Origin of the sequence: Pseudomonas citrullilanati (genome assembly GCF_030580855.1) — a bacterium.
In the GTDB taxonomy this organism is placed as follows: Bacteria; Pseudomonadota; Gammaproteobacteria; order Pseudomonadales; family Pseudomonadaceae; genus Aquipseudomonas; species Aquipseudomonas citrulli.
In genome coordinates this window covers 46,205-59,766 of the sequence record NZ_JAUQOP010000006.1, presented here as the reverse complement: position 1 = coordinate 59,766, position 13,562 = coordinate 46,205, and the positions used below count along the sequence as shown (strand labels likewise).

At 59.5% G+C, this 13,562-nt stretch carries 10 protein-coding genes; 5 read left to right on the top strand and 5 right to left on the bottom strand.

Annotated elements, in window-relative coordinates:
* Positions 1–288: 288 nt before the first annotated feature.
* Genes gyrB through dnaA form a run of 4 tightly spaced genes read right to left on the bottom strand, consistent with a single transcriptional unit; the run spans position 289 to position 6,496 of the window.
* A complete protein-coding gene (gene gyrB, locus Q6A48_RS06775) occupies positions 289–2,706 on the bottom strand; it encodes a DNA topoisomerase (ATP-hydrolyzing) subunit B (RefSeq protein WP_304552857.1) in 2,418 nt (805 codons plus the stop codon).
* Between the two features lie 5 nt (positions 2,707–2,711).
* Positions 2,712–3,815: a DNA replication/repair protein RecF gene (recF, locus tag Q6A48_RS06770; RefSeq protein WP_030139022.1), complete on the bottom strand. Its 1,104-nt coding sequence runs from the start codon at positions 3,813–3,815 to the stop codon at positions 2,712–2,714.
* 20 nt (positions 3,816–3,835) lie between these two features.
* Positions 3,836–4,939 carry a DNA polymerase III subunit beta gene (gene dnaN / locus Q6A48_RS06765; RefSeq protein WP_304552856.1) on the bottom strand — a complete coding sequence of 368 codons (1,104 nt, stop codon included), beginning with the start codon at positions 4,937–4,939 and terminating at the stop codon, positions 3,836–3,838.
* 36 nt (positions 4,940–4,975) lie between these two features.
* Positions 4,976–6,496 carry a chromosomal replication initiator protein DnaA gene (dnaA, locus tag Q6A48_RS06760; RefSeq protein ID WP_304552855.1) on the bottom strand — a complete coding sequence of 507 codons (1,521 nt, stop codon included), beginning with the start codon at positions 6,494–6,496 and terminating at the stop codon, positions 4,976–4,978.
* A gap of 565 nt (positions 6,497–7,061) precedes the next feature.
* Between dnaA and rpmH the strand changes: the two genes are divergently transcribed.
* The 5 genes from rpmH to mnmE all read left to right on the top strand — a co-directional run bounded on the left by rpmH (position 7,062) and on the right by mnmE (position 10,987).
* Complete coding sequence (gene rpmH / locus Q6A48_RS06755; protein ID WP_003213577.1) at positions 7,062–7,196, top strand: 50S ribosomal protein L34; 135 nt, start codon at positions 7,062–7,064, stop codon at positions 7,194–7,196.
* A gap of 16 nt (positions 7,197–7,212) precedes the next feature.
* Positions 7,213–7,614 carry a ribonuclease P protein component gene (rnpA, locus tag Q6A48_RS06750; protein ID WP_304553074.1) on the top strand — a complete coding sequence of 134 codons (402 nt, stop codon included), beginning with the start codon at positions 7,213–7,215 and terminating at the stop codon, positions 7,612–7,614.
* A complete protein-coding gene (yidD, locus tag Q6A48_RS06745; protein ID WP_080921994.1) occupies positions 7,607–7,852 on the top strand; it encodes a membrane protein insertion efficiency factor YidD in 246 nt (81 codons plus the stop codon). Before rnpA ends, yidD begins: the two co-directional genes overlap by 8 nt.
* 2 nt (positions 7,853–7,854) lie before the next feature.
* Complete coding sequence (gene yidC, locus Q6A48_RS06740; RefSeq protein WP_304552852.1) at positions 7,855–9,537, top strand: membrane protein insertase YidC; 1,683 nt, start codon at positions 7,855–7,857, stop codon at positions 9,535–9,537.
* A gap of 79 nt (positions 9,538–9,616) precedes the next feature.
* Entirely contained in the window at positions 9,617–10,987 is a 1,371-nt protein-coding gene (mnmE, locus tag Q6A48_RS06735; protein ID WP_304552850.1) for a tRNA uridine-5-carboxymethylaminomethyl(34) synthesis GTPase MnmE, read from the top strand.
* 42 nt (positions 10,988–11,029) lie between these two features.
* Here mnmE and Q6A48_RS06730 read toward each other — a convergent pair whose 3' ends face one another.
* Positions 11,030–13,465, bottom strand: coding sequence for a TonB-dependent siderophore receptor (locus Q6A48_RS06730; RefSeq protein ID WP_304552848.1), 2,436 nt, complete (start codon positions 13,463–13,465; stop codon positions 11,030–11,032).
* Positions 13,466–13,562: the final 97 nt, after the last annotated feature.

Sequence of the window (13,562 nt, the reverse complement as noted above, 5' to 3'; positions counted from 1 at the left end):
TTTAGATTTGTTCGATCCACCTCAACCCATCGTTTTTGTAAAAATAAAAAAACGATGTGTAAGTTATTTAAGACGCAAGAATTGCGCCAGTATTTACTCCGCTCCCGTATTACGGGCACTTGCGCCGCTTCGCAAGTCATTGAGCATCAAGGCTTTTGTGTCACGTGTTACTGGGCTACCCGTTTTTCGACCGGTAGGTCGGGGTAGGCACGCGCTGAATGGCGAACATAAAAAAAGGGCCAACGCATGTGCGCTGGCCCTTTTTTGGTGCGAGTTGCGGCGATTGGATCAGAAATCCAGGTTGGACACCGCCAGTGCGTTGCTCTCGATGAAGTCACGACGTGGCTCGACCGCATCACCCATCAGGGTGTTGAAGATCTGGTCCGCGCCAATGGCGTCTTCGATGGTCACTTTCAGCATGCGGCGCGAGCCCGGGTCCATGGTGGTTTCCCACAGCTGATCCGGGTTCATTTCACCCAGCCCTTTGTATCGCTGGATGGTGTGGCGCTTGGTGCTTTCGGCCATCAACCACTCGAGGGCTTCCTTGAACTCGGTCACCGACTTCTTGCGCTCGCCGCGCTGGATGTAGGCGCCTTCGTCCAGCAGGGTGCTCAGTTGCGCGCCCAGGGAAACGACGGTCTTGTAGTCGTTGCTGCCGAAGAAGTCGCGGTTGAAGGTCACGTAGTTCGACAGGCCGTGGGAGATCAGTTCGACCTCCGGCAGCCAGACGTTACGCTCGCGGTCTTCGCGCAGGCTGGCCTTGTAGACCAGGCCGGACTTCTCGACGGTGCGCAGGCGCGCTTCGTACTGGGCCAGCCAGTCCTGCATCGCGGCGTGATCGGACAGCTGCTCCAGGCTGACGGCCGGCAGGTAGATGAAATGCTCGGTCAGCTCCTGTGGGTACAGGCGCGACAGGCGCTTGAGGGTCTTCATCACCAGGCGGAAATCGTTGACCAGGCGTTCGAGGGCTTCACCGGAAATCCCCGGCGCGTCTTCGTTCAGGTGCAGGCTCGCGTCTTCCAGGGCCGACTGCGTCATGTACTCTTCCATGGCGTCGTCGTCCTTGATGTACTGCTCCTGCTTGCCTTTCTTGACCTTGTACAGCGGCGGCTGTGCGATGTAGATGTAGCCGCGCTCGATCAGCTCCGGCAACTGACGGAAGAAGAAGGTCAGCAGCAGGGTACGGATGTGCGAACCGTCGACGTCGGCGTCGGTCATGATGATGATGTTGTGATAGCGCAGCTTGTCGATGTTGTACTCTTCGCGACCGATGCCGCAGCCCAGCGCAGTGATCAAGGTGCCGACTTCCTGGGAGGAAATCATCTTGTCGAAGCGCGCTTTCTCGACGTTCAGGATCTTGCCCTTGAGCGGCAGGATGGCCTGGGTGCGACGGTTGCGTCCCTGCTTGGCGGAGCCGCCAGCAGAGTCACCTTCCACGAGGTACAGTTCGGACAGGGCAGGGTCCTTTTCCTGGCAGTCCGCCAGTTTGCCCGGCAGGCCTGCGATGTCCAGCGCGCCCTTGCGGCGGGTCATCTCACGGGCCTTGCGCGCCGCTTCACGGGCACGGGCGGCGTCGATCATCTTGCCGACCACCAGCTTGGCTTCGTTCGGGTTCTCCAGCAGGAAGTCGGAGAAGTACTTGCCCATTTCCTGCTCGACCGCGGTCTTCACTTCGGAAGACACCAGCTTGTCCTTGGTCTGGGAACTGAACTTCGGATCCGGCACCTTCACCGAAATGATCGCCGTCAGGCCTTCGCGGGCATCGTCACCGGTGGTGGCGACTTTATGCTTCTTCGCCAGGCCTTCCTGTTCGATGTAGTTGTTCAGGTTACGCGTCAGCGCCGAACGGAAGCCCACCAGGTGGGTGCCGCCGTCGCGCTGGGGAATGTTGTTGGTGAAGCACAACAGGTTCTCGTTGAAGCTGTCGTTCCACTGCAGGGCGATCTCCACGCCGATGCCGTCTTCGCGCTGGATGTTGAAGTGGAACACCTGGTTGACCGCGGTCTTGTTGGTGTTCAGGTATTCAACGAATGCACGCAAACCACCTTCGTACTTGAACAGCTCTTCCTTGCCGCTGCGCTCGTCCTTGAGGACGATGCCGACGCCGGAGTTGAGGAAGGACAGCTCACGAATCCGCTTGGCCAGGATGTCCCAGCTGAAGTGGATGTTCTTGAAGGTCTCGCTGGAAGCCTTGAAGTGGATCTGGGTGCCAGTGGTTTCGCTGTCGCCAACGATCGCCATTGGAGCTTGTGGTACGCCGTGGACGTAGGTCTGTTCCCAGATCTTGCCGCTGCGGCGCACGGTGAGCACCAGCTCTTCGGACAGGGCGTTCACGACCGACACGCCTACGCCGTGGAGGCCGCCGGAGACCTTGTAGGAGTTATCGTCGAATTTACCGCCGGCGTGGAGGACGGTCATGATGACCTCGGCGGCGGAAACGCCTTCCTCCTTGTGCACGTCTACCGGGATGCCACGACCGTTGTCGCGAACGGTGATGGACTCATCCGGGTGAATGGTGATGCTGATGTCGTCGCAGTAACCGGCGAGGGCTTCGTCGATGGAGTTGTCGACCACCTCGAACACCATGTGGTGCAGGCCGCTACCGTCATCGGTGTCGCCAATGTACATACCGGGACGTTTGCGTACGGCATCCAGGCCTTTCAGCACTTTAATGCTCGTTGAGTCGTACGTATTTTCTTCGCTCAATGCCTTCACTCCCGATGGTCGTGGGTCTGGGTGATACGGCCCTGTTCCACGTGGAACAGGGCGACTGGCGTTTCCGTCTGCCAGCCTTCCCTCAATAATTCGTGGTCTACACAGGTGATGAACACCTGGCAGCGTAAGTCTTCCAGCAAGCGGCAAAGCGCGCGACGGTGGGCTTCGTCCAGTTCGGACGGCAAGTCATCCACCAGATAAATACACTGACCGCGGCGGGCCTGGCTGACCAGATGCCCCTGGGCGATCCGCAAGGCGCACACCACCAACTTCTGCTGACCCCGGGACAAGATGTCCGCGGCATTGTGTGCGCCCAATCGGAGACGCAAGTCAGCCCGTTGTGGTCCGGCCTGGGTATGGCCCATCTGCTGGTCACGTTGCAGCGAGCCAGCCAGCACGGCACTCAATTCCCGGTCCTTGTCCCAGCCTCGGTAATAGCTGAGCGTCAGGCCCTCGAGCTCAACCAGTTCGCTCAAGGTCTGCTCAAAGACCGGTTTCAAGGCTTTGATGTAAGCGCGGCGATATTCATCTATTTCAGCGCTGGCCTGGCACAGTTCCCTGTCCCAAACCGCTTGCGAAACGGCGTCAAGTGTACCATGCCGCAGCCAAGAGTTTCGCTGGCGCAGCGCCTTCTGCAGGCGTTGCCAAGTCGCCATGAAGCGCGGTTCCACGTGGAACACCCCCCAATCGAGAAACTGCCGGCGAATCTTCGGCGCGCCCTCCAGCAGGCGGAAGCTGTCCGGGTTGATCAGCTGCAATGGCAGGATCTCCGCCAGTTGCGCAGCGCTACGGGCGTTCTGCCCATCGATCCGAATCTGGAACTCACCCTGCCGGTCCCGCGAAATGCCCAGGGCGCTGTGGCCCCCCTCGGCCAGTTCCACCTGCCCAAACACCGTACACGCCAGTTGATCGTATTGGATGACCGGTAACAGGCGGGTGCTGCGAAACGAACGGGCAAGCCCCAGCAGGTGCACGGCTTCCAGGACGCTGGTTTTGCCGCTGCCGTTGGCGCCGTAAAGGATATTGATTCGGGGGGAGGGGGAGAAGGTCACCGGGTGCAGATTGCGCACCGCGGTGACCGAGACGCGACTTAAGGACATCTAGCTTCTGCTGGGCATGATTACAGACGCATCGGCATGACAACGTAAGCCGAATCGTCGTTGTCGGACTCTTGCACCAGCGCGCTGCTGTTGGAGTCGGACAGGATCAGGCGCACCTGCTCGGTGGTCATCACACCCAGCACGTCCAGCAGGTAGCTGACGTTGAAGCCGATTTCCAGGGAGCCGCCGTTGTAGTCCACGCCCACTTCTTCTTCGGCTTCTTCCTGCTCCGGGTTGTTGGCCTGGATCTTCAGCTGACCATTGGCCAGTTGCAGGCGAATGCCACGATATTTCTCGTTGGAGAGGATCGCCGTACGGCTGAAGGCTTCACGCAGCGCCTGGCGATCGCCCAGTACCAGCTTGTCCCCCCCCTTGGGCAGCACGCGCTCGTAGTCAGGGAACTTGCCGTCCACCAGCTTCGAGGTGAAGGTGAACTCGCCGGTGGTGGCACGGATGTGGTGCTGGCCCAATACGATGCTGACGTTGCCGTCCGGCTCGGTCAGCAGGCGCGCCAGTTCCAGGATACCCTTGCGAGGCACGATCACCTGGTGACGATCCGGTTGACCGATATCCGCCTGCATCGAGCACATCGCCAGGCGATGGCCATCGGTGGCTACGGCGCGGATAACGCCGGCGGACACTTCCAGCAGCATGCCGTTGAGGTAGTAGCGCACGTCCTGCTGGGCCATGGCGAAGCTGGTGCGCTCGATCAGGCGACGCAGCTTGCTTTGTTCGAGGCTGCAGGTCAGCGAGCCCGGGCCTTCTTCCACCGTCGGGAAATCGTTGGCTGGCAAGGTCGACAGGGTGAAACGACTGCGACCGGCCTTGACCACGAGCTTCTGCTCATCGACCTTGATGTCGATCAGGGCGTCGTTGGGCAGGCTCTTGCAGATGTCCATCAGCTTGCGCGCCGGCACGGTGATGGAGCCCGGATCGGCCGGCTCTTCAAGTTGCACACGACCCACCAGCTCGACTTCCAGGTCGGTACCGGTCAGCGACAGCTGCTGGCCTTCGACAACCAACAGCACGTTGGAAAGTACCGGCAAGGTCTGGCGGCGTTCGACGACGCCGGCGACCAGTTGCAGGGGTTTCAACAGGGCTTCGCGTTGAATGGTGAAATGCATGGTCTAGTCCCTTGCCTTAATAAGCTGCGCTGGTCATCAAGTGGTCAGTGTACGCAGCAGGTTCTTGTAGTCCTCGCGGATGTCCGCGTCGGATTCCTTAAGTTCGTTGATCTTGCGGCAGGCGTGCAGCACGGTGGTATGGTCGCGCCCGCCAAACACATCGCCGATTTCCGGCAGGCTGTGGTTGGTCAGTTCCTTGGACAACGCCATGGCCACCTGGCGCGGACGAGCCACCGAACGCGAACGGCGCTTGGACAGCAGGTCGGAAATCTTGATCTTGTAGTATTCAGCCACCGTGCGCTGAATGTTATCCACAGAGACCAGCTTGTCCTGCAATGCCAGCAGGTCCTTAAGGGATTCGCGAATCAGCTCGATGGTGATGTCGCGGCCCATGAAGTGGGAATGGGCGATCACCCGCTTGAGGGCGCCTTCCAGTTCCCGTACGTTCGAGCGGATCCGCTGGGCGATGAAGAAGGCTGCGTCGTGAGGCAGCTCGACCTTGGCCTGGTCGGCTTTCTTCATCAGGATCGCGACGCGGGTCTCCAGCTCGGGAGGCTCGACGGCAACCGTCAGGCCCCAGCCGAAACGCGACTTGAGGCGTTCTTCCAGGCCTTCGATTTCCTTCGGGTAGCGGTCACTGGTGAGAATGACCTGCTGGCCCCCTTCAAGCAATGCGTTGAAGGTGTGGAAAAACTCTTCCTGGGACCGTTCCTTGCGGGCGAAGAACTGGATGTCGTCGATCAGCAACGCGTCCACCGAGCGGTAGAACCGCTTGAACTCGTTGATCGCGTTCAACTGCAACGCCTTGACCATGTCGGCCACGAAACGCTCGGAATGCAGGTACACGACCTTGGCATTCGGGTTCTTCTTTAATAGATGGTTGCCCACCGCATGCATCAAGTGGGTCTTACCCAGACCCACGCCGCCGTAGAGGAAGAGCGGGTTGTAGCCGTGCTTGGGGTTGTCCGCCACTTGCCAGGCGGCCGCCCGGGCCAGTTGGTTGGACTTGCCTTCGACGAAGTTCTCGAAGGTGAAGGTCCGGTTCAGGTAGCTGGTGTGCTTGAGCGCACCTTCGACCTGGACGTTACGCTGCTCGGCGCGTACCGGGGCCTGCTGCGAGCTGGCGCCGGCCATGGGGTCGAAGCTGTCCCGGGATGGCTCTTCGCTGACTTCAGCCACTTTCTGCGCATTGCGTTTGCTCGGGGCTGGCGCGGGGGCCGGGGCGGCATGGTTGACTGGCGCCACGGCGGCCTGGGCCTGGGAGGCTGCCGCCGCCAGCGGCGCATTGGGGGCCGCACGGGGGGCCGAACTGCGTTTGCTGCCTATTAACAAGGACAACGCAGGTGCCAGGCCATTGCCATGCTCATCGAGCAGTTCGAGGACCCGGCCCAGGTACTTTTCGTTGACCCAGTCGAGAACGAAACGGTTCGGCGCGTAGACACGCAACTCGTCGCCTTCGGCTTCGACCTGTAGTGGACGGATCCAAGTGTTGAATTGTTGGGCAGGCAGCTCATCGCGCAAAAGCTCCACGCATTGCTGCCAAAGTTCCACTGACACGGACATCCCCTAAGTTGAAAGCCGGTGAGGCAAAAACAAGCGGCCATTGTAGCGGTCAGGCGCGCACTTATCCACATGCAGGTTGCTGTTCGCCCATGATTTATCAATGCCTTAACAGCAGGAAAGGCGACCGGCGGTCAGTGGATAAGCTCTGTGGATAACCAGCCATGAGGTCGTGGGACAAGTGGGGGTTGAAGTCGGTGGATAAGCCAGCTGTGGATAACTACCCCTTCCACACACAGCTTATCCGACAGCGCAGCACAGCCTGAACACCGGTTTCCCGTGTAGTTGTCATTCCCTGTACATGGCGTGCTAAAAGGCCTTGGGCGGGTTATCCACAGATGAAGGCGGTCCTAGCTTTTACAAGCTTTACAGAAAAGCTTTAAATAATTCCCTTCTTTATTTTTATGTATGGCAGCGAAGGATCACGCCCCTGAACCACTGGAGATCTATTTAAAGGAAACGTTGGTTGGAAATTGACCTAGAGGCTTGCTTTCTCTAGAATCCCCGGTCTCTTAAAACGGGGGCCATTCCGGCCCGTTGTGGACGAACCAGGTAACACGACATGAAACGTACTTTCCAACCAAGCACTATCAAACGCGCTCGTACCCACGGTTTCCGTGCTCGCATGGCTACCAAGAACGGTCGTGCCGTCCTGTCGCGTCGTCGCGCCAAAGGTCGTGCGCGTCTGGCAGTTTGATAATCCGGCACTGGAGGTGAGTCAGGACTTCAGTCGGGAAAAGCGTCTGCTTACCCCCCGGCATTTCAAGGCAGTCTTTGACTCCCCTACCGGCAAGGTTCCGGGGAAGAATCTCCTGCTCCTTGCGCGCGGCAACGATCTCGATCACCCCCGACTTGGGCTGGTTATCGGGAAAAAGAGCGTCAAGCTCTCCGTTCAGCGCAATCGCCTCAAACGTCTGATGCGCGAATCGTTCCGCCTGAACCAGGATTCACTGGTCGGATGGGACATTGTTATCGTCGCGCGCAAAGGTTTGGGTGACGTAGAAAACCCCGAATTGATTCAGCATTTCGGCAAGCTCTGGAAGCGCCTGGCCCGTAACAAGCCGGTACCAGCAGCCGACACCGAAACTGTAGGGGTAGACAGTCCAGATGCGTAAACTGGCACTCGTTCCGATCCAGTTTTACCGCTACGCCATTAGTCCCTTGATGGCCAACCACTGTCGTTTCTACCCCAGTTGTTCCTGCTACGCGTATGAAGCCATAGAAAATCATGGCCTTCTGCGCGGTGGCTGGCTGACCTTTCGTCGTTTAGGTCGCTGTCATCCGTGGAATCCCGGCGGTTATGACCCGGTTCCGCCTATCCCTACCTCCCGTTCTTCTTCGATGGCCGAGTAATCATGGATATCAAACGCACGATCCTGATCGTCGCCCTGGCAATCGTGTCCTACGTCATGGTCCTTAAATGGAACCAGGACTATGGCCAGGCTGCCCTGCCGACTCAGAATGTTGCAGCCAGCAATACCGCACCGAGCCTGCCGGATGCTCCTGTTGGCAACACCGCTGCCAGCAATGACGACATCCCGCGCGCGGCAAGCGATGCCAGCGCACCTGCCGAAGCCCCGGTGGCTGCCAGCAAGGATCTCATCCAGGTCAAGACGGACGTGCTCGAGCTGGCAATCGACCCACAGGGTGGTGACATCGCCCAGTTGAAGTTGCCGCTGTATCCCCGTCGCCAGGACCACCCGGAAATTCCGTTCCAGTTGTTCGACAACGGCAACGAGCGGACCTACCTGGCCCAGAGCGGCCTGATCGGCAGCAATGGCCCGGATGCAAACCCGGCCGGTCGCCCGATCTACGCTGCCGAGAAGAAGACCTATCAACTGGCTGACGGCCAGGACCAATTGGTCGTGGACCTGAAGTTCAGCAAGGATGGCGTCAACTACATCAAGCGTTTCACCCTGAAACGTGGCCTGTACGACGTGACCGTCTCCTACCTGATCGACAACCAGAGCGCCCAGCCATGGTCCGGCGCGATGTTCGCGCAGCTCAAGCGTGACGCCAGTTCCGATCCTTCCTCCAGCACCGCCACCGGCACCGCGACCTACCTGGGCGCCGCCCTGTGGACAAGTTCGGAGCCATACAAGAAAGTGTCCATGAAGGACATGGACAAGGCGCAGCTCAAGGAAACCGTCCAGGGCGGTTGGGTTGCCTGGCTGCAGCACTACTTCGTGACCGCGTGGATCCCGCAGAAGGGCGAAAGCAACGTCGTCCAGACGCGCAAGGACAGCAAAGGCAACTACATCATCGGCTACACCGGCCCAGCCCTGACCGCTGCGCCAGGTGCCAAGGCCGAAACCAGCGCCATCCTGTACGCCGGCCCGAAGAGCCAGGCGGTGTTGAAACAGTTGTCCCCAGGCCTGGAATTGACCGTGGACTACGGTTTCCTGTGGTTCATTGCCCAGCCGATCTTCTGGCTGCTGCAACATATCCACAGCATCGTCGGTAACTGGGGCTGGTCGATCATCTTCCTGACCATGTTGATCAAGGGGCTTTTCTTCCCCTTGTCGGCTGCCAGCTACAAATCCATGGCTCGCATGCGTGCAGTGGCGCCGAAACTGGCGGCACTGAAAGAACAGCATGGCGATGACCGGCAGAAAATGTCCCAGGCCATGATGGAGCTGTACAAGAAAGAGAAGATCAACCCGCTGGGTGGATGCTTGCCGATTCTCGTGCAGATGCCGGTGTTCCTGTCGCTGTACTGGGTACTGCTCGAAAGCGTGGAAATGCGTCAGGCGCCGTTCATGCTGTGGATTACCGACCTGTCGATCAAGGACCCGTTCTTCATCCTGCCGATCATCATGGGCGCGACCATGTTCATCCAGCAGCAGTTGAACCCGACTCCTCCGGATCCGATGCAGGCGAAGGTCATGAAAATGATGCCAATCATCTTCACCTTCTTCTTCCTGTGGTTCCCGGCCGGTCTTGTGCTGTACTGGGTTGTGAACAACGTGTTGTCGATCACCCAGCAGTGGTACATCACGCGTAAGATCGAAGCGGCGACGAAAAAAGCCGAGGCGTAACTTGCTCTGTGGATAACCACACTAAACGCCCCCCAGTGGGGCGTTTTGCTATCTGCCACTTTTGTCTGGATTCCGGTTTATGAGCGCACCGCGTGAAACCATCGCTGCCGTTGCCACCGCCCAAGGCCGTGGCGGTGTCGGCATCGTCCGTATTTCAGGACCGTTGGCCAGCACCGCGGCCAAGGCAATCAGTGGGCGTGAGCTCAAGCCGCGGTTTGCGCACTACGGTCCGTTCTTCAGTGAAGACCAGCAGGTGCTGGATGAAGGCCTGGCCCTGTATTTCCCGGGTCCGAATTCGTTCACCGGCGAAGATGTGCTGGAACTGCAAGGTCACGGCGGCCCGATCGTGCTGGACATGCTGCTCAAGCGTTGCCTGGAGCTGGGCTGTCGCTTGGCCCGCCCGGGCGAATTCAGCGAGCGCGCCTTCCTCAACGACAAACTCGACCTGGCCCAGGCCGAAGCCATTGCCGACCTGATCGAGGCCAGTTCCGCACAGGCCGCGCGCAATGCATTGCGTTCCTTGCAGGGCGCCTTCTCCCAACGTGTGCATAACCTGACCGAGCAGTTGATCGGCCTGCGCATCTACGTCGAGGCGGCGATCGACTTTCCGGAAGAGGAAATCGATTTCCTCGCCGACGGCCATGTGCTGGCGATGCTCGACAAGGTTCGCGATGAGTTATCCACAGTACTGCGCGAAGCCGGGCAGGGCGCCTTGTTGCGCGACGGCATGACCGTGGTGATCGCCGGTCGCCCAAACGCAGGCAAATCCAGCCTGTTGAACGCCCTGGCCGGCCGTGAGGCGGCGATTGTCACGGACATCGCCGGCACCACTCGGGACATCCTGCGCGAACATATCCACATCGACGGCATGCCCCTGCATGTGGTGGATACCGCAGGGCTGCGCGATACCGACGACCAGGTGGAAAAGATCGGCGTCGAGCGGGCACTGAAGGCCATCGGCGAAGCGGATCGCGTGTTGTTGGTGGTAGATGCCACTGCGCCGGAAGCGGACGATCCGTTTGCCTTGTGGCCTGAGTTCCTGGAAGTGCGACCGGACCCGGCGAAAGTCACGCTGATCCGCAACAAGGCCGACCTGACGGGGGAAGCGATCGCACTGGAAGTCAGCGAGGATGGCCACGTGACCATCAGCCTGAGCGCGAAATCGGCAGGGGACGGCCTTGAGCTGCTTCGCGAACACCTCAAGGCCTGCATGGGCTACGAGCAAACCTCGGAAAGCAGCTTCAGCGCCCGGCGCCGGCATCTGGAAGCCTTGCGCCACGCCAGCGCCGCCCTGGAGCACGGTCGCTCCCAACTGACCCTGGCCGGTGCCGGTGAACTGCTCGCCGAGGATTTGCGCCAGGCCCAGCATTCGCTGGGGGAAATCACCGGGGCTTTCAGTTCCGACGACCTATTGGGGCGGATCTTTTCCAGCTTTTGCATCGGCAAATGAAAAAGGGCTGTGGACAATTTATCCACAGCCCCTTTTTTTAACCTACCAGTTGTACGAAACGGTGCCCAGTAGCGTCCGGTCTTCGCCCCAGTAGCAACGTCCCGCATCGTTGCAGCCCGACACATACTCCTTGTCGAACAGGTTCTTGGCGTTCAGGTCGACACTCCAATGCGTATCCACCTGGTAGCCGATGGCAGCGTCCACCAAGGTGACGTCGCCAGCATCGAGCTTTCCGTACAAGGTGGGCGAGGTGTAGGCGAATGCACTGTCGAAATAGCGCACACCGCCTGCCACATACAAACCTTTCAGGTCGCTTTCCAGGAAACGATATTTGGCCCAGAAAGACGCCTGATTACGAGGCACGCCAGTCATCTGGTGCCCTTTTACCAGGGAAGTCGCCGCATCCTCGGTCACCCGGGCGTCGGTGTAGGTGTAGGACGCCGTGACATTCAGGGCCGGCGTCAGGTTGCTGTTGAGCTCCAGTTCCACGCCTTTGGCACGGCTTTCACCCACCTGGCGATAGGTGGACGTGGTGGCATCGAAGTAGGTGTCGTCCTTCTTGCGCAAGTCGTAGAGGGAAGCGGTAAAAGCGCTATCCCAGCCAATGGGCTCGTACTTGAGGCCGATTTCGTACTGGCTGCTGGTGATCGGTTCAAGCGGGGTACCGGCATTGGAAATCTGCTGCACGGGTACGAAGGCCGTGGAGTAGCTGACATAGGGCGTCATGCCGTTGTCGAACTGGTACATCAGCCCACCCTGATAGGTGAACTTCTTGTCCTTCGAGCTGATATTCCCGGCGCTGGCGACCTTGTCGCGAAAATCGCTGTCGATCCAATCCTGGCGACCGCCCAGCAGGAACAACCAGTGGTCATACTTGCTCTGCAGCTGTGTATAAACCCCTTTCATCTGCTGTTCGAGCAACGTGTTCTGCACCGCGATCGGCGTTTTCGGATCGCCTGTGTATACCGGGTCATAGATATCCACAGGGCCGACGAAACCAGCATTCCAATCCTGATTGAAAGAGGTCCGGTCATAGCTGGCACCAAACAGCAGGGTATTTTCCAGGCCGCCGACCTTGAACTTGCCTTCCAGCTGGTTATCCAGGGAATACACCATTGATTTGTTGAACCGGTCATAGGCAGTGACGTTCACCCGGCGCCCAAAACCGCCATTGTTCAAATTGCCCGGCCAGGTTTCGTGGCGGGTGATGCGCGACTGCAGGTAGCGCGAGTTCTGGCGCAGCTGCCAGTCGTCGTTAAAGCGATGGCTGTATTCGTAGCCGGTGCTCCAGGTTTCCCGCTCGAAGGTGTTCCAGTCCGGATCGCCGAGCATGGCGTCCTTGTCCAATTGGCCGTTCGGGTTGCTCAGCAGCGTCCCGGCGGCCGGTAGCCCGAGCTCCATGTTGGTGTGATCTTTCTGATAGCTGGCCAGCAGGGTCAGCGTGTTGAAATCATCGAAATTCAGGGTCAACGACGGCGCTATATAGAGACGGTCATCCGGAACATGGTCGGTTTGGGTATCGGCATTACGGCCCAACATCACGATTCGACCGAGGATGTTGTCGTTGTCGGCAAGGGGCCCGGAAACATCCACACCGATCTGGCGCCGGTTGTGGGTCCCATAGCCCAGTTGCACCTCACCCTGGGGCACAGCGGTCGGGCGCTTGCTGACCAGATTGACCAGGCCCCCCGGCGCATTCTCACCGTACAGCAGCGATGAAGGCCCCCGGAACACCTCGACGCGCTCCAGGCCATAGGGTTCGGAGCTGGTGTCATAGCGGTTGCCTTGCACCCGCAAGCCATCGCGGAGCAGGCCATAGCCGTAGTCCGTGGCGTTGAAGCCGCGAATGTAGAACAGGTCGCCGGCCAGGCTGTCGCCCGCCGCGAACGGTGGGGCAAAGATGCCCGGGACGTAACCCAGGACTTCGGTCAGGGTCTGGGATTTCTGGTCTTTCATGCGCTGGCCGGTCACCACGGACACCGAGCGCGGCGTTTCAGACAACGGTGTGCTGGTTTTCGTACCGATCCGACTGTTTTGCGCCTTGTAGCCCACGTCGGCGGCGTAATCCAGGTCCATGGGGTTGGCCGCCTGTGCATTGATGCTCGTGGGGGCCAGTTCCATGGATTGCTCTGTCGGCAGTACGTACAAGGTGTAGCTGCCGGGTGCCTGCGCCACGGCCTGGAGCCCCGAGCCCTGCAACAACTGCACGAATCCCTGCTCGACCGAGTAATCACCGCTCAACCCCGGGCTGTGTCGCTGGCCGGTTTGTTGTGGAGAGAACGAAAGAATGACATTGGCCTTGGCGGCGAACTGGCTCAGGACGCTATCCAGCGAGCCGGACGCAATGGCGTAATGCTGTGTGGCGGTATTGGCGAAGGCGTTGGAGGCTACCAGCAGACCGCTCGCGGCAGTGGTCATCAATAGGCTGTAGGCGATGCAATGCGGGAAAAAACGTTGGCGGAATGTAGGAAGACGCATGTGTGGATAAGCCCTGGAGGTGATCGCAATTACCTGAAGGGCCGTTTCAGCGCAAAAAAAGATAACCCTGTCGTGTGATTTATTTCTCCGCTTCCCG